General features: G+C 45.9%; 16 protein-coding genes. 2 read left to right on the plus strand and 14 right to left on the minus strand.

Annotated elements, in window-relative coordinates:
- Positions 1–172: 172 nt before the first annotated feature.
- The 10 genes from ABEW32_RS24975 to ABEW32_RS25020 all read right to left on the minus strand — a co-directional run bounded on the left by ABEW32_RS24975 (position 173) and on the right by ABEW32_RS25020 (position 11,570).
- The gene (locus tag ABEW32_RS24975) at positions 173–2,422 is read right to left on the minus strand and encodes a methyl-accepting chemotaxis protein (RefSeq protein WP_430192819.1); all 2,250 of its coding nucleotides are present in this window, start codon (positions 2,420–2,422) and stop codon (positions 173–175) included.
- Positions 2,423–2,646: 224 nt separating this feature from the next.
- Positions 2,647–3,978: a peptidase U32 family protein gene (locus tag ABEW32_RS24980; protein ID WP_013372602.1), complete on the minus strand. Its 1,332-nt coding sequence runs from the start codon at positions 3,976–3,978 to the stop codon at positions 2,647–2,649.
- Between the two features lie 33 nt (positions 3,979–4,011).
- Entirely contained in the window at positions 4,012–4,941 is a 930-nt protein-coding gene (locus ABEW32_RS24985; RefSeq protein ID WP_430192821.1) for a peptidase U32 family protein, read from the minus strand.
- 11 nt (positions 4,942–4,952) lie between these two features.
- Positions 4,953–5,981: an endolytic transglycosylase MltG gene (mltG, locus tag ABEW32_RS24990; protein ID WP_430192902.1), complete on the minus strand. Its 1,029-nt coding sequence runs from the start codon at positions 5,979–5,981 to the stop codon at positions 4,953–4,955.
- Positions 5,982–6,077: 96 nt separating this feature from the next.
- Positions 6,078–6,383: a DUF1292 domain-containing protein gene (locus ABEW32_RS24995; RefSeq protein WP_430192823.1), complete on the minus strand. Its 306-nt coding sequence runs from the start codon at positions 6,381–6,383 to the stop codon at positions 6,078–6,080.
- Entirely contained in the window at positions 6,380–6,682 is a 303-nt protein-coding gene (locus tag ABEW32_RS25000) for a DUF1292 domain-containing protein (protein ID WP_430192825.1), read from the minus strand. Before ABEW32_RS25000 ends, ABEW32_RS24995 begins: the two co-directional genes overlap by 4 nt.
- A 13-nt stretch (positions 6,683–6,695) precedes the next feature.
- Positions 6,696–7,112, minus strand: a complete 417-nt coding sequence (ruvX, locus tag ABEW32_RS25005) for a Holliday junction resolvase RuvX (protein ID WP_063212034.1) — start codon at positions 7,110–7,112, stop codon at positions 6,696–6,698.
- Positions 7,113–7,121: 9 nt separating this feature from the next.
- Positions 7,122–7,382 (minus strand): IreB family regulatory phosphoprotein, encoded by a 261-nt coding sequence (locus tag ABEW32_RS25010; RefSeq protein WP_007431624.1) that lies wholly within the window; start codon positions 7,380–7,382, stop codon positions 7,122–7,124.
- Positions 7,383–7,518: 136 nt separating this feature from the next.
- On the minus strand, positions 7,519–10,152 hold the full coding sequence (alaS, locus tag ABEW32_RS25015) for an alanine--tRNA ligase (RefSeq protein ID WP_430192827.1): 2,634 nt from the start codon (positions 10,150–10,152) through the stop codon (positions 7,519–7,521).
- A gap of 350 nt (positions 10,153–10,502) precedes the next feature.
- Positions 10,503–11,570, minus strand: a complete 1,068-nt coding sequence (locus tag ABEW32_RS25020) for an AI-2E family transporter (RefSeq protein WP_430192829.1) — start codon at positions 11,568–11,570, stop codon at positions 10,503–10,505.
- A gap of 211 nt (positions 11,571–11,781) precedes the next feature.
- Here ABEW32_RS25020 and ABEW32_RS25025 point away from each other — a divergent pair, with 211 nt between their 5' ends.
- A complete protein-coding gene (locus tag ABEW32_RS25025) occupies positions 11,782–13,755 on the plus strand; it encodes a methyl-accepting chemotaxis protein (RefSeq protein WP_430192831.1) in 1,974 nt (657 codons plus the stop codon).
- A gap of 180 nt (positions 13,756–13,935) precedes the next feature.
- Here ABEW32_RS25025 and ABEW32_RS25030 read toward each other — a convergent pair whose 3' ends face one another.
- The 4 genes from ABEW32_RS25030 to cymR all read right to left on the minus strand — a co-directional run bounded on the left by ABEW32_RS25030 (position 13,936) and on the right by cymR (position 16,397).
- Entirely contained in the window at positions 13,936–14,148 is a 213-nt protein-coding gene (locus ABEW32_RS25030; RefSeq protein WP_013311529.1) for a hypothetical protein, read from the minus strand.
- Between the two features lie 10 nt (positions 14,149–14,158).
- Complete coding sequence (locus ABEW32_RS25035; protein ID WP_013372611.1) at positions 14,159–14,680, minus strand: PRC-barrel domain-containing protein; 522 nt, start codon at positions 14,678–14,680, stop codon at positions 14,159–14,161.
- 135 nt (positions 14,681–14,815) lie between these two features.
- Positions 14,816–15,967 (minus strand): cysteine desulfurase family protein, encoded by a 1,152-nt coding sequence (locus tag ABEW32_RS25040; protein WP_430192833.1) that lies wholly within the window; start codon positions 15,965–15,967, stop codon positions 14,816–14,818.
- Between the two features lie 10 nt (positions 15,968–15,977).
- Entirely contained in the window at positions 15,978–16,397 is a 420-nt protein-coding gene (cymR, locus tag ABEW32_RS25045) for a cysteine metabolism transcriptional regulator CymR (protein WP_013372613.1), read from the minus strand.
- Between the two features lie 304 nt (positions 16,398–16,701).
- Here cymR and mnmA point away from each other — a divergent pair, with 304 nt between their 5' ends.
- On the plus strand, positions 16,702–17,823 hold the full coding sequence (mnmA, locus tag ABEW32_RS25050) for a tRNA 2-thiouridine(34) synthase MnmA (protein WP_430192904.1): 1,122 nt from the start codon (positions 16,702–16,704) through the stop codon (positions 17,821–17,823).
- Positions 17,824–17,855: the final 32 nt, after the last annotated feature.

Below are 17,855 nucleotides of genomic sequence, written 5' to 3' on the forward strand. Positions count from 1 at the left end.
ACGAATAATAGACTGTTATAAAAATAGTCATGGCTAGAACCACCCAAGCCAGTTTTGTGTTTGTATTCATAATCCGCTTTCCCTCTTGTGAGATTGTAAGGCATACCTACATCAAAAAACATAAAACCGCAGGAAGTAGTAAACACTCCTGACTTCCGCGGTTTTGTAACATCTACACTGTAAATCTTGAAAGCTGTTCTTTCAAATTTACCGATACCCCTTCCAACTGATCAGACAAGCCTACCAGCTGATTGCCAATATTGGCCTGCTCAGTACTGAGAGAAGCGACTTCCTGCGAAGTAGCGGAGGATTGCTCAGCTACCGCGCTTACATTGGTCATTGCCTCGGACAAAGTAGTCTGCGATTCACTCAAATGATGAATGGAGGCGGTGACTGTTCCTAACCGAAGCGCGAACTCTCCCATTTGCTGTTGCACCGATTGGAAAATGTCCGTCGTTTCTTGTACGGCACCCATCTGCTCCCGGAATAATGGGTACACTTCAGATAATGCCTGCACCGTTTCATTCATTTCATTAACGATGTTATTAGTGATTCCAGTAGCCGTACGAATGGCTTGACGTGATTGTTCAGCCAACTGACGAACCTCATTGGCTACCACCATAAAACCACGTCCGGCTGTTCCTGCTCGCGCTGCTTCAATGGTCGCATTCAGTGATAAAATGTTCGTTTGTTTAGCAATATCCTGCAATACGTCCAGCACCTTAAAGACATCGGAAGTTGTCTGTTTCAGTTCATCTACTTTGCCCACTAGAGCATGCGTAGTTTCTTCTGTAACTTTAGTCTTGCTTAATAGATTTTTCAGTTGAATTGTCCCTTTTTCACTGGATTGTTCAACTTCTTGTGCGACCAAACTCATTTCATAATTGGAAGTCATCACCGTGTCCATTTGCTGTGATATATTCCCAGTAAGCTCGCTGCCACGTTCGGCCTCTGTTGCCAAACTGGCGGCGCCATGAGCAATCTCTTCTGTGGCGGCCGCAATTTCTTTGGCAGAAAGAGCTGTCTTCTTCGAGGCATCGCTCAGTTCCGTTGCTGTATTCAGTACCTCCTGTGCTGATGCATTCGTCTGTTCTACCAGCAGTGTAATTTGCCCCATCATCGTATCAAAACTTTCAGACAACTGTCCAATCTCATCCTGTGCCTTATACTTTGTTCGAATTTGCAAGTTGCCTTTGGCACCCTCAATCATTAAATCCTTTAGGTGTGTCAATGGGCGAGCCACAAGACGTACCATCCACAGACCAATGAACAATGCGATCAGTGCCGCTACCGCAGCAAATATCCAGGTTGTGGTAAGGATCCCCTTCGCGTCTCTCACCAATTCAGATACAGGTACTACACCCACGAGAATCCACTTGGAAGTTCCCAGTGTATTATGAACTGTAAGCACACTTTGCTTTTTGCCATCTGCTACCTGCTCCATAATTTGATTTCCTTCGACCCCTTCAAGCTTGGAAACGTAATCCAACTTTGTCTTTCCTCCTGCCAAGCTCTCATTGTTAGAGCCTACAAACTCCCCCTTGTCCGTCACAAGGCTAATCATACTACCTGAGCCCAAATTAATACCTTTCAACTCGTCCTCCACCGCACTGGCCTTTAAATCCATAACCAGAACATAAGTCCCTCCTAACCCGGACATGCTGTTCATGGAGCGTGCCAGACGAAAGGTCTTGCTGCCATTGTCATTCACCTGCGTAGGGAGCCAAACCATTCCCTTATTTTTTAAAATATCCTTAAACCACTCTTCCTGCCGTACATCCTTTTGTGTTCCGGTACCCATTGCAGCTAAACTGGTTTCTTCCGGGTACAAGTACAATGAATCAATCGCTTTATTTGTAAAAGCAATATTCGTTAATTTCTTGTTTACTTCGCCCATAGCAACAAAAGATGCAAAGGGATTCTTATCTTGCTTAACAGCCTTTTGTAACTGATCGCTTAACTCACTATCAAAAAACACCTGTGTTGAGGTATCTTGAAAGCGCTCTAAAATAATATCAAGCTTTTCTGAAGTTTGCTGAACTGTTTGCTGATACGCAGTAGCTGCGTTTTGTTCAATCGTACTTTTAGCTCTGTAGTAAGAGAGCATCCCCAAGCTGACCACGAATAACATAATGGCAGCAAAAAAGATCAGAAACAACTTCATTCCAACCGATCGGATCGGATTATAGTTTTTGACCAAATGCATAAAATCCTTACTGTATCTTTCAGGCTTAAGTAAACGCTTTAATTTGTATGTGCATTTACGTAAGACCTTAGCTACCCGGGGAGTAGCCTTCGAAGACATCACAACCGTCTGCTCCCCTTTGTCCGTTGTCACTTTACTTCCTTTCAAGCCCTTCATTTGGTCCGTTTTCTTAGGTTGCCTTTTTGCTGCATTCCCCTCTTTTTTCCGAAAACCCATTTCTCTCACCTACCACCATATAATTAGTTTCTTGTTCCACGTCATCCTTTATGTATCTATTATCTATATAGTCTCTATCGGAACTATTCGACAAGGAATGTAGCTTTCCTTCGAGTACTAACTAAATTTTGTGAAACTTTTTTCCTAGAAAACTATTCAAAAAAAAGCCTCTCCAACCGATAGGAGAGGCTTTCGAATCTTTTAACCCGTGACTTAAGGCTTATTTACTTCTTTTTGCGCATCATATCAAAATACGATACAGGCTGATCTACCTTCATTTTAATGCGTTGAAGCGGATGACGTGCAGCATCTAATTCGTTGCCTTCCTCATCCCAGATCGTGCCGACCGTTTGTTTGAAAAACGTTCCGTTCGGACCGAAAAATTCGATTTCATGGCCTGGTTTAAAATGGTTACGTTGTTGAATCGTTGCAATGCCGCTTGCAGCATCGTAATCCATGACCAATCCGGCAAAATCATAAGGAACTGCTTTTTCTTCCGGCTCATAAATATGATCCTCATGGTCCGGAGTATCATAGAAAAATCCTGTATTCAACGGACGATTGGCTGCCTTATTAATTTCTTCAATCCATTCTGGTTTGAGTACATAATTTTCAGGATCAGCCATATACGAATCAATTGCTTGACGATAGACATTTACGACTGTAGCCACATAGTGAATGGACTTCATACGTCCCTCCACTTTAAAGCTGTCTACACCGACATCAATCAGATCAGGAATATTTTCAATCATACATAGATCCTTGGAACCCATAGAAAAAGCATTATCGCTCTCTTCAAACAATGGAAGCTGGTTAACGCCAAGCTGGAACTGTTTTAGTACATTGTTGTCCTGCGCCTCTTCCTCAGATATCCAGACCTCACCTGGGCGGGCATCTTCAAACAAATCATATTTCCAGCGGCAAGACTGACAACATCCTCCACGATTAGAATCCCGGTCTGTAAAGTGATTGGACAACACGCAGCGACCAGAGAATGAAGAGCACATCGCACCATGGACAAAAGCTTCAATTTCGATATCCACATGCTTTTTAATTTCTTCGATTTCCTCCAGGCTAGTTTCACGTCCAAGTACCACACGCGGCAGCCCCTCGTCTTTCCAGAACTTTACCGCCTGCCAATTCAGCGTGGACTGCTGTGTACTCAAATGCACTTCCAATCCAGGAACAGCCCGCAATGCCACGGATACAATGGCCGGATCAGCGACGATAACGGCATGAATTCCTACTTCATACAGATTGCGCAAGTATTCCTCAATTCCGGCAATATCTTCATTGTGGGCATAGATATTAGTCGCCACAAGCACCTTAGCACCATACTTGTTGGCGAATTCCACACCTTCACGCATTTCTTCAAAACTGAAATTATCGGCGTTAGAACGCAGACCGTATTTTTGTCCACCAATATATACAGCATCCGCGCCATAGTGAACGGCAAACTTCAGCTTTTCCAGATTTCCGGCAGGAGCCAACAGCTCTGGCTTATCCAGACGATTCCGTTTACCTGTATATTTTCTCGTTTTGGTGATCGTTCCCATGACGTTCCCCCCTCTGTACATTCATTTTTGTAATTAATAAACCTGCTCTTTGTAGAAAAATCCGAAGGAAAGTTCCCGTTCAGGGTCTTGAAGACGGCGCACCTCATCCAGCCAGCTTTCCTCATAGACATAAGCATCCGGATCGGCTATATAACTGTCTATTGCTTTACGATAAGCACGGACCACTGCTTCATTATAAGCTGTAGGTTTCAACAAGCCCTCAATCTTAAAGCTATGCACGCCTGCCTCCATCAGAATATGCAGGTCTTCCATAATACAAAAATCATCCGAACTCATAATGTGTGTTCCGTTGATATCTTCGTAAATGGGGAATTTCTCTTCCTGCCGCTCTGCTTCAATCAGAAACAGGCCGCGTTCTCTGCCAAGATCTCCTTCTACCGTGCGACCTTGGTGCAGCATATAGCTTTGAACAAGCTTACGCTTGGAGTGATAAATATTGGTCATTCCATGAACCTGAACCTGTGCTTCTATGTTCAACTTTGGAATCATTTCTGTAATTTCATCCATGCTGAGCTCACGAGCCAAGATGACACGTGATGCCCCTTTTTCCCCCCAATAGTTGGCGGTTGCGAAGTTGGTAGAAATCATCTCTCCGTTCCAGAAGAGCTTCAGATGAGGAGCATACTCCTTCACAGCCATGAGCACTGCTGGATCATTAAACTCAATCGCATCTACGCCGCATCCAGCTATAGTTTGCACATACTCCGGCAGAAGTGGCAATAGCTCGTTCGTCATCAAATTCGTCATAGAAACATATACCTGCGCCGCATGCTTTCGTGCTTCTTCCACAACCTCACGAATTTGGTCGGGTGTAAAATGTCCTGGCAGTCGCATGCCAAAACGGTCATCTCCTATAAGCAATGCTGTAGCTCCTGCCTCCAGCATATGGCGGGCATCCTCCGGAGAACTGGCAGTTGCCAGCAGTTCGGGTTTGTAAGCCATAGGCTCACCTCCTAATTTGTCTTACGGTTACTTATCTGAATGTTATGCAAATGTTCCTTATACGTTTTGGCAAATAAATGTTTATGTGTCCCATCTTTTTTGGTCACATAAAATAAATAATCTGTAGATTTTGGCTGTAGGGCCGCTACTACTGATTTTAGGCTGGGACTTGCAATCGGTCCAGGTGGAAGTCCCTGATGCATATACGTATTATAAGGACTTTCTACAGCCAAATCCTTGTAATATAGTCGTTCCTTTTGCTTGTCCAGCATATATTGAACTGTAGCATCAATTTCCAGCTTTTTATCCTGTTGAAGACGATTATAAATAACGCCAGCTACGATAGGCCGCTCATCATCTACAACCACCTCGCGTTCTACCAGAGAAGCAACCGTCAGCAGCTGATGCAGCGTTTCACCCCGTTGCTGTAACCCAGCATCCAAGTCAGAAATGGTATCCAGACGTTTTTGCGTCTGTTCCAGCATCGTCTGAATGATATCCTTGGTCGTGCTTCCCTTTTTCAGTTCATAGGTTTCAGGGAAAAGGTAGCCTTCCAGCGCATAGCGAAGCCCCGCCTGCTTTGGTATGTCCCGCACTAGCGCGACGTCAAAAGCGGACGGATCGTTGGCCAGCTGCAAAAATTGCTGCCGGTCTGCCAGGCCTTCCTTTTGCAGCTTATCAGCCATCTGTCTAATCGTAAAACCCTCCGGGATTGTAAACCGGATCATTTCCTCTTTGACTACGTCCCCAGCCGATAGCTTGGCAATCAGCTGATCAAAGGTCGAGCCAGGCTGCGCCTCATATTTTCCAGCTTGAAATGCGTTTCCTTGCTGTTTAAATTTTACATAAGCCTTAAACACGAGCGCACTACGTATAAGTCCCTTTTGCTCCAGCGTATCTGCAATAGCCGATGTTCCCGTACCCTTTACCACCGTAAAAGCAACGGGTTGTGTTTTCGGCTGAACAGGCTGCATGGCATTCCATATATAGAGGATTGCACCTACTGCTATACAAACAAGCAGTAGAAGCAATGTAAGCATCCTTGTCCTTCGCTTCACATCCACCCAACTCCTTCACAGCCAAAAAGGGCGGACTGGTCTCCGCCCTTTCAGGTTTGATCTCCTCGTTATCCAGACTTACAGCTCTTCCGGCAACGTAAATTCGTCGTACAGCTCGGAAATATCTTCCCACTCATCATCATCTTCGATGGTGGTGATGGAGATTTCGCCGTCTGTGGATGAGCTTACATGATATAATTCATGTTCGCCAGCAGCAGCCCCAGGTCTACGCAATACAGCGTACCGTTGCTCGCCCACCTTGAACTCTGCTTCCAGCTCCATGCGTATCGCATGACCCTGTTCATCCTGCAACTCTAAATCGCCATCAAATGCTTCCTTCAAATCAGAGGTCCAACTCAGGTCTTCACGTGAATAGCTCGTCATTTCCCGTCTTCCTCTTCTTCTTCCTCTACAAATGTATTAAAGGTCTCTTCGACGATTTCCCATTCGGCATCGTCTTGGATCACAAACAATTTAATATCATCGCCTTCTTCTTCGTAACGGAAGGCGTACACATCGGACTCATCAGCTTCAGGGTCCACTGGCGCAACCATCATGTACTTTGATTCAGAACCATCTACCTCAAACTTCATAATGACCTCGAACTCTTCCTCGTTGCCCTCGTCATCGGCAATATAAATAATTTCCGGCTCTTCTTCCATACCCACTTGATTTTCAGCCATTACGAAATCCCCCTCACCTTGTACTGTGTGCGTCCAAATAATTTTGCAAGATCAGGCTTGCGGCCAGCTTATCTACCACCTGCTTGCGTTTTTTGCGGCTGACGTCGGCCTCCAGAAGCGCACGCTCTGCCGAACGCGTCGTCAGCCGTTCATCCCAAAGGTGAACGGGTAAACCCAGTAACTCCTTGAGCCGGTTCGCAAACTCGATGCAAATCTCACCGCGTGGACCCACGGTTCCGTTCATATTTTTCGGCAAGCCTACAACAACCTCACCAATTTCATGTTCACGAACCAAATTTGCAATTTTACCGAACTCGCTGTCGTCACCGCGTCGTTCTATGACTTCCAATCCTTGGGCGGTCCAGCCGAAGGCATCACTTACGGCGATCCCAATTCGGCGATCCCCGTAATCCAATCCCATTACTTTCATGCCTGTCTCCTAACGGTGCTTAGCGAGATAGAAACGAACCAGCTCTTCAATCAATTCATCGCGTTCTTTTTTGCGCACCAGGCTCCTAGCATTATTGTGCCGTGGCACATAAGCCGGATCACCGGATAACAAATACCCGACGATTTGATTGATCGGATTGTATTCCTTTTCTACCAACGCATCATATACGGTCAACAAAATCTCCTGAGCAGAAGCTTCCTTCTCATCCGCCTTGACATTAAATTTGACCGTTTTGTCCATGGAATCCATTGTTGACACCTCGCTTCCACAAAACATGTGTACATGTTTATGCCAGCTTATTCTTTTATATCATACCATAAGCAAAGCCCTTCAAGGAAATGTCTAAGTCCGTTTTTTTCCAAAATCCCGCAAAAATTATCGAACTTTATCCTTGTGCAGCTGCTGACACCAGTTCATGTGCACGTTGAAGCGCTTGGTCCAGCTTGCTGGCATCCTTACCCCCGGCTTGCGCCATGTCAGGTCGTCCGCCGCCACCGCCGCCGCATATGGCCGCAATTTCTTTTACGAGCTTACCTGCATGAAGTCCTGCTTTGGTAAGTTCAGCCGGGACAGCAACGACAAAATTAACTTTGTCGTCCATTGCAGCGCCTAATACCAGCACAGCTGTAGGAAGCTTACTTTTCAGCTCATCAGCAATAGCACGAAGTGCATCCATGCTGGAAGCCTGCACGCGTGCAGCCAACAACTGTACTCCACCAGCCTGCACGACCTGATCTGTCAGCTGACCCGCCTCAATAGCACTCAGCTTGCTTTGCAGTGATTCATTTTCACGACTGAGGTCTTTAATTTGTTGCTGCAAAGATTCAATGCGTTTTGGCACCTCGGACAGCTTGGATTTGACAAGTCCAGCTGACACCTTCAGCAGCTCTAATTGACCTTCCATATATTCAAAACCAAAACGTCCGGTCACCGCTTCAATACGACGTACTCCTGATCCGATGCCGCTCTCGCTTACAAGCTTGAACAAGCCAATTTGCGAGGTATTGCTGACATGACATCCTCCGCATAGCTCGATGCTGTAATCGCCGACTTTAACGACTCTTACGATGTCACCATATTTTTCACCAAACAGCGCCATCGCTCCAAGTGCCTTGGCTTCATCAATCGGTTTCAGTTCAATAGTTACATCCAATTGGCTCCAGATGGCACGGTTAACCCGCAGTTCAATATCTGCCAGCTCTTCTGGAGTAATACTACCAAAATGAGAGAAGTCAAAACGCAGACGCCCAGGTTCTACCAAAGAACCCGCCTGATTGACATGGTCACCCAGCACTTCTTTAAGCGCTTTGTGAAGCAAATGCGTAGCCGTATGGTTTTTCTCGATTTCACCACGCGAAGCCTGATCAACTTCAGCTTTTACCGTATCGCCTACGTTCAGCTCACCAGCCTCTACAACGACCTGATGTACATGCTGACCTTGCGGCGCCTTGAACAGCCCTTCGACTTTCGCCGTTACCGTTCCGCCACGCAGTAAGCCATGGTCACTGACTTGCCCGCCGCTTTCGGCATAGAAAGGAGTCACATCCAGCACGACCTGACAGGACTGCCCTTCACTAACACTATCCACCAGCATATCATTATATACAATTGCCACAATTTTGGACTCGGTTACGAGGTCATTATATCCAACAAAATCACTTTTAACCGCCAGATCGGACAAAGCTCCACCCTGTATCTTCATGCTGGCATTGTCTTGATGAGCATCACGCGCACGTTGACGCTGTTCCTGCATTGCTTCGTCAAAGCCTTCACGGTCTACTTTCAAGCCCTGCTCGTCCGCATAATCCTCTGTGAGATCGAATGGGAACCCATACGTATCATACAGCTTGAAAGCATCTGCTCCGCTAATGACATCGCGGCCTTCGGCCTTTGCCTGAGCACTAATCTCAGCCAAAATGGCTAATCCGTCTGTCAATGTTTCATGGAAACGTTCTTCTTCCGTTTTAATCACCTTGATGATGAAATCACGCTTGTCCACGACCTCAGGGTAGTATACACCCATGATATCTCCAACAGTTTCCACCAGTTCAAACATAAATGGACGGTTCATGCCGAGCATTTTTCCATAACGAACAGCCCGGCGCAGCAAACGGCGAATGACGTAACCCCGTCCTTCATTGGAAGGAAGTACACCGTCACCAATCGCGAAAGTAACGGTACGAACATGGTCAGCAATGACCTTGAGAGCCACATCACTATCCACATTGTCGTTATATTTAACGCCTGCCATTGCAGCTGTTTTTTGGATTAATGGCTGGAAGATATCGGTATCAAAGTTGGAATCCACATTTTGCAAAATGGATGCAAAACGCTCCAAACCAGCCCCTGTATCTATATTTTTATTGGGAAGCGGCGTGTAACTGCCATCTTTGTTATGGTTGAATTGTGAGAATACGAGGTTCCACACTTCCAGATAACGCTCATTTTCTCCCCCTGGATACATTTCGGGGTCTGTCATGTCGCTGCCGTAGGCTTCGCCACGATCATAAAAAATTTCCGTACAAGGGCCGCAAGGGCCTTCACCGATATCCCAGAAATTGTCTTCCAGTTTGATGATACGTTCAGCCGGAAGTCCGACTTTTTCATTCCACAGCTTGTACGCTTCTTCATCCTCAGGATATACCGTTACAGCCAGACGCTCTGGATCAAAGCCGATCCATTTCGGGTCCGTCAGAAATTCCCATGCCCATGTGATGACTTCTTCCTTAAAATAGTCGCCAATGGAAAAATTACCGAGCATTTCGAAAAACGTGTGATGGCGACGCGTTTTACCAACATTTTCAATGTCGTTCGTCCGAATACATTTTTGCGAGTTGGCGATACGTGGATTTTCTGGTTTTACACGTCCGTCAAAATAAGGCTTAAGGGGCGCCATACCCGCATTAATCCACAGCAGGGAAGGATCTTTGTGTGGAACAAGCGGTGCGCTTGGTTCAATCACATGTCCTTTGCTTTCAAAAAACTCCAGCCATTTGGAGCGGATTTCACTAGCTTTCATATAAGTAGCCTCCTAATTATGGTGTCACTGGTTTCTGGCACAGGCCATAAAAAATAGAAAAACGCCCCTGAACAGATCAGGGACGATTGTATCGCGGTACCACCCTGGTTATCGTCGTCCCCTCTGTACGAAATGCTACATGTGCAAGCGCACACCAACATCTGCTTAACGGACGATCGATCGCCTTGTTTTCACTGGTAACGGGAGCATCCCGGCGGGTTCAGCCCGCACTCCGAAATGAGCTTTCCCTACTGGATAAACACATTTAAACATACTCAATTCAGTATATCCGTGTCATTTAGCCGTGTCAACGCGATTTCAGACAGCAGGTATGCGGGATAGAGACGAAATTAGATCGTTTTTCGCTTCACGTAATATGCAAAAAAATGCTGAAGCCCTACCTTTAGAACCGCCATCACAGGAACTGCCAAGATCAAGCCAGCAACTCCCGCAATTTCCCCACCTACTAGCAGAGCGAAAATAATGGATAGCGGATGCAGATGCAGCGTGCGTCCCACTACCTGAGGAGAGATAACATTACTCTCTAGTACCTGAATACAGGCATTAACAACTACGACTAAAAGCACCATTTTCAAGGAAACGGTAGATGCCATAATTACTGCTGGTGCAGCGCCCAAAAAAGGACCCAAATACGGAACAATATTAAAAATAGCCACCACTCCGGCCAGCAGTAGCGCATAAGGCATGCCAATCAGCATATATCCGATATACGCCATCACTCCAATAATGACGCATACCAGCAGTTGGCCCCTGACATAGTTGCCAAGCGCCTGATCAATTTCCTTAAGCACCGATACAATCGCCTTACGACGAGAACGCGGGAGATAAGATACAATCGTCCGTTCGAACACGTCAAAGTCCTTTAAAATATAAAAAATGAGAAAAGGGACAATGAACACATTGAACAGTATGTTGATCATTCCACCGATGTTGTCCATAAAGGTGGAAATCCCAGTAGCCATCCGATTCTCCAGTTGGAAAAACCATTGATTCATCCCTGTTCGCACCCCTTGGGGCAAAATACCGTTGTCCATATTCGTCATGAGTCCCTGTGCATGTATAGTCAATTCAGGCAGATGCTCATTCAGCTCATCCAGTTGTTCAATGAACATTGGAATCAGATTCATCAGGATAACAATAAGACTGGCCAAAAACACAGCGTAAATGAGCAGTACTGCTACACTTCGAGGCACCTTTCGCCCGCCCAGCATACTGACTACAGGGTTAAGTACATAGGAAATGATCATCGCTACTGCAAATGGAGCAATGATTGTTTTCAAAAATTCATACAAATGCAAAAACAAAGGTCTCAGCAGCCAGATAAAATATAGAATAACAAGCCCCAGCAGCGTCCATATGCCATACCGGAACAGTCTATTTTTCGTTAATTGGTCCATTTTGTACCCCCTTACCGGACTAGCCTCCTTTAAGTATATGCCTGTACCTCTACTTTAATCCTTCCCGCCAGACTGAGCTGCCCCATAAATAACCATTGTAAAAAAATGATGAAAACGAATGAAAACAATAAACAAACACAATCAATCTGACGATATAAGTACAAAGCACTATACTAAGCTTTCACATTTCTGAAACATCGGGGGTCGTTACATGAATTTAAAAATGAAGCTTATTCTCCTCTTCACTTGCATTGTTATCGTTGCAGCTGGGCCTTTGTCCGTCATTAGCATGACCAGTGTAAAAAATCAGGCCAACCATGATATCCAAGAGCTTATGAACAGCAAAGCTTCCGAGACCGTCAATCAGCTCGATGGATGGACAGGTGGCAAAGCTGAAATTATTGAAACGTTAGCTGCGAGTCTGGAATCCAGCGATATTTCATCAGATGCCAAAATAGTATCTCTGAAAGCAGCTTTTCAAAATTATAAGGATCAAAATATTTCCAACATTTATGCAGGCTTTGAAGATGGAGCTTACTGGGATGGATCTGGATGGTTTGAAGCCAATTATGACCCTCGCACACGTCCGTGGTACAAGGACGCCAAAACCAAGGGAGAAATGTATTATTCCTCACCCTACACTGATGCAGGCAGCAATGACTTCACCATTTCCATTGCCAAACCTCTCAAGGATTCCAACGGCTCGATCACCGGAGTAATCAGCGAGGATATTATGCTGAACGATATGACTAAAATGATTAAAAGCATAAATCTGAATGGATTGGGCTATGCATTTCTGATTGACCAAAAGGGAGTTGTGATCGCACACCCAGACAGCAAGCTGGCCGGTAAAAATCTCAAGGAAACCCCCGAATTAGGATCATCAACCGCGGTCCTGCTCAGCACAGCTTCGGGAAAAACAGACTATAGCTACAACGGCAGTGACCGTCAGCTTTATTTTAAAAGGATGCCTAGCACAGGCTGGATTGTAGGACTATCCATTTCTAAAGATATCGCTTTTCAGGAGTATTACTCCACTCGTAATCAGTTGATTATTACTGTGGCTATCATTTTAGTTGCTGCTATGCTGCTGGCGATCTGGGCGGCCAACAACTTTATCAAGCCGATTCGCAGACTCCAAGCAAACGTTAAACGGATAGCTGAAGGCGATATGACTGCTCGTGTGGATATTAAGGGCAAAGATGAGATCGCCAGCCTGGGGACAGATTTTAACCTCATGTCTGACAATCTATCTCACCTGTTGCGCAAGGTATCCGATACAGCTAGCGATGTTAGTTCCGCTTCCCATGATATGCATCAACACGCTAAAGATACGGGAAGCATTGCGTCACAAATTTCCAGTGCAGTTCAGGAGCTGGCTCAAGGAGCGAGCGACCAAGCAGAAGCCGTATATTCCGGTTCTGAAAAGCTGACACACATGACAGGCTCCATCAATCAGATTGGTGAAAGTGTTAAATGGACCCAAACTGCCGTATTCGAAACGGATTCTGCCGTACTCGCCGGATATGAAACAGCAGAGCGTCAAGCAAAACTGGCAGCCGAGTCCAGACAAACGACTACTGCAGCAGGAGAAGCGGTAGATTCGCTCACGCTGAAAACTCAGGATATTGAACGGCTAGCCGGAGCTATCCACGATATTGCCGCACAAACAAATCTGCTGGCTCTCAATGCATCCATCGAAGCAGCACGGGCCGGGGAACACGGACGAGGTTTTGCTGTCGTCGCGGGAGAAGTGAGAAAGCTGGCCGAACAAGCGGGCAGTTCCAGTGACAATATTATGAGTAAGCTGGAAGAAATTAAAATTGCGGGAGTACAAAGCGCAGAGGAAATGAAGAAGGCTCTTGCTGTAACTGTAGAACAGGAGCAAGCTGCTATTGCAACAAGACAGGCATTTGAATCCATACGTGGTGCCTCTCAGCATATGCTTGCCCAAATTGAGGACGTTTCTGCCGCTGCAGAACATCTCCGTGTGAATGCTGGACATATTTCCGATGTCATATCCAGCGTTGTCGCTGTCTCTGAGCAAAGCGCAGCCTCTACCGAGGAAGTAGCTTCCTCCGTGCAAGAACAAGGTCATGCCATGAACAAAATTGCTGACCTTTCTGCCAAACTTGATTCTCATGCAGACCTTCTATTAGAAGAGGTCAAACGTTTTAAATTATAAAACTAGCCCATTTTCACAAAAAAAGGATACACAAAAGAGGGTGCCCCTAAGCCAATAGACCGTTGGGACACCCTCTCCATTTTTTATCAAGCATGATCCAATCCATTAAGCTCTATTTTTAAGCATTAGATGGTAGATCACGCTTCTTCGTAAGCAGCCTGTCCACTTCTTGTGTCAAGCTTACGAAGAAGCGTGAATTTGCGGCAAGTCCTGTTGTGCCATCTCATCTCCAAAGAATAAGTCGTCCAGCGAACTGAGCGTTCCATCCTCTTCGACTTGGTAGACAGACATTTTTTCACCATTCACCTGAAGTTCAATAAAGCATCCCCAGCAATAAAATTGATGGGAGCCAATCTTGCCAATATCTTTGGAATTACAATTCGGACATCTCAATAAACTCACCCTATCCATTAACAGAATATATGGCTTTTTCCAAACGCTGCTCGCTTAACGGGGGAACCATAACAGCATTTTCCCCGATGGACATATCTTCGGTGCAGGGCAGCCATTTCCGCCCTTCTATAATATCCGATACAAAACCATCGCTGATTTCCAAGCCTATTATGTTATTGCCCATTTCCTGGTCAAAATAAACATCCGAGATGTGCCCGAGCATAAGCCCTTCCTCTGTTAGCACAGAAAGATCCTTCAGTTTACCGGGTCCAAGCAAGTACGTATGTTGTATATCGTGGGCCTCCGTTTTACGGACGGCCTGCTGATTGCGAATCATGATCGCATCCTCACCATAAGCAACGATGTCATCCCAAGCCACCATTTTGACATGAGATGAAAAAAGACCTTTACCTTCTAGCTCAATCCCTGTAATTCGCCAATCAGCTGTCAGCATAAAGTCATGTATTTTGCCAATCTGCTTCCCGTCTTCTACATCAAAAACGGCAAGTCCGATCATATCTTGAAGTTTCATATATGGGTCCCTCCTCATTCTGCAATCCGAACGAAGGTGCGATCGTTTTCCTACATGCCTGTCAGACCTTGCTTTTCGTTCATGCAATGAAATGGAAAACCGCCCCTCCCTTCTTACTGAAATACGGAGAAATCCCTAGTTCCTAGTACGCAGCCGCTTCCATATGGTTTCAATTTTCTTGGCCGTGTATTCCATTTCTTCCGTAGTATTACCCAAACCGAAGCTAAAGCGAATCGCTGAGTTCAAAACATCTTCAGGAAGATCCATCGCCTGCAACACATGCGATAGCTCTAAAGACCCCGAAGTGCAGGCTGATCCGCTGGCTGCTGCAATTCCCTCCATATCGAGATTCATCAGCATAGTCTCTGTACCAATGGCAGGAAAGCTAATATTCAGCACATTAGGCACAAAATATTCAGGATCACCATTGACTATAAACTCACTACTGCCCAGAGAATCTTCCAACGCTTTTAGCAGCGTCTGACGAAGAGCGGTATCGTGCGCCCCACGCTCCTCTATGGAAGCATTGGCAAGAGTTGCGGCTTTAGCCAGCCCGGCAATGCCAGCGATATTTTCTGTTCCGGCACGGCGCTTCTTCTCCTGAAGTCCCCCATGCATTAGCGGCTGAATGCGTGTACCCTGACGAATGTACAATGCACCCACACCTTGCGGTCCGTTAATCTTATGTCCAGACACACTAAGTAGGTCAATCGGGAGGTTCCCGCAGTCGATGGATATATGCCCGAAGGCTTGAACTGCATCGACATGGAAAATAATACTACGTTCTCTCGCAATCTGTCCTACTTCTTGGACCGGCTGAATGACACCTACCTCATTGTTGGCATACATCATGCTGATTAAAAAAGTATCCGGGCGAATAGCTGCCTCTATATCCGCAGGATTTACACGCCCAAAACCATTGACTGGGACATAGGTCACCTCGTATCCCGCTTTTTCCAGCTCATCGCAAGCATGAAGCACAGCGTGGTGCTCAATCGCGGTTGTAATGATATGACCGGAAGTGCGGCCATCTGCCGTAGCCGTCCCAAACAGGGCCAGATTATCACTCTCTGTCCCTCCGCTCGTAAATATGATTTCTTCAGGCTTACAGCCCAAAGAGGCCGCAACGGCATCCCGCGCAGCGCTGACGGTGCGCTTGGCATCACGGCCAAAGGCATGAACGCTCGAAGCGTTGCCGAATTGGCCGGTCATGATGTCCATCATAGTCTGCGCAACCTCAGGATGCATAGGAGTCGATGCGGCATGATCCAGATAAATTCTGTTCATGTTATCCACCTCAAATATAGAACATGTAATTATCCAATTCATCATGTTCTTGGTATGTGATCAAGTCCTTAAGTGTAGTAGAATCAAGCACTTCAGCAATGCTATCACGAATTCGCAGCCAGAGCTGGCGTTTTGCCGGATCGTCTTCTTCCGTAAAATCGACTGGAGAAATCGGACCTTCCAGTACACGAATGATGTCTCCTGCTGTTACGCCTGACGGTTCATTCGCCAAAATATAACCACCATAAGCACCACGGATACTTTTTACCAAACCTGCATTACGCAAAGGTGCAATGAGCTGTTCCAGGTAATGCTCTGATAGCTGATTTTTTTCGGCAATACTTTTCAAAGAAGTTGGACCTTCGCCAAACCTGGCTGCAAGCTCCATCATAATGGTCAGGCCGTAACGGCCTTTCGTTGATATTTTCAATTGTGGCACCTCTCTTATATTAACAATTCCGTTAAACACGCGGAATAATTGGAGTTGTAAACCTCTCTATTCCGATCCTAACCCTCAGCTTATGTTAACATATTAGGGCAGGTAAAGGGAAACATTACGGTAACAATCTTAAAAAAAGTTGCTTTCGAGCGATTAGGAACAGAATTAGCCCGTTTTATGTAGCTTTCTTTCATCGTTCGCCGTGTCGTTTATTCGTCCAAACATCGTAACTTATTATCGTTTATGTTACAATAGGTGGGTTCTACAACAATATTGAAAGAATTGGGTGATGACCATGGCAAAAGCCAATCATGAAACCCGTGTCGTCGTCGGGATGTCCGGTGGCGTCGACTCATCCGTTACCGCGCTGCTGCTAAAGGAGCAGGGCTATGACGTAATCGGCATCTTCATGAAAAATTGGGATGACACGGATGAATTTGGCCGTTGTACGGCTGAAGAGGATGCGGAGGATGTGCGCCGTGTCTGTGAACAGATCGACATTCCTTACTATACAGTTAATTTTGAAAAAGAATACTTCGATAAAGTATTCTCCTATTTTCTTGATGAATATAAAGCTGGACGCACACCCAATCCGGATGTCATGTGCAACCGGGAAATTAAATTCGGCGAGTTTCTGAACAAAGCGCTGGATTTGGGAGCAGATTATGTTGCTACTGGACATTATGCACGGGTTGTGGAAGAAGACGGCCGCTTTACTTTACTGCGTGGTGTGGACAGCAACAAGGATCAGACTTATTTCCTGAATGCATTAAGCCAAACACAGTTGTCGCGAGCCATGTTCCCGATCGGCCATCTGCCGAAACCAGAAGTCCGTAAAATCGCAGAAGCTGCGGGACTTTATACAGCCAAGAAAAAAGACAGCACAGGCGTATGCTTTATCGGTGAACGCAATTTCAAAGAGTTTCTGAGTGGATATCTACCTGCAAAAGGTGGAGATATGGTGGATATCGCTACGGGTGAAGTCAAAGGACGCCACGATGGTCTGATGTATTATACACTGGGCCAACGACAAGGCTTAGGCATCGGCGGCTCAGGTTCAGGCGAGCCGTGGTTCGTAGCAGATAAGGATCTGGAGAAGAACATCCTGTATGTGGTACAAGGTGATCGTCACCACAGCCTGTATTCCACCGGCCTGATTGCAACAGATGTGAACTGGATTGAAGGTGCAGATGCACGTCCATCCGCTGAATTCCGCTGTACAGCCAAGTTCCGTTACCGTCAGCCTGACCAACAAGTAACTTTACAATGGCTTGCAGATGGAACCGTACATGTCGTATTCGATGTACACCAAAAAGCCATTACCCCTGGACAAGCTGTAGTATTTTATGACGGGGAACGGTGTCTAGGTGGCGGAACTATTGATAAGGTTGAAAAACTTCAGCCCGAAACGGTTTGAATGAATAACAATTAACATTGAATAGCCGTAAT

Origin of the sequence: Paenibacillus jamilae (genome assembly GCF_050482105.1) — a bacterium.
GTDB lineage: Bacteria > Bacillota > Bacilli > Paenibacillales > Paenibacillaceae > Paenibacillus > Paenibacillus jamilae_B.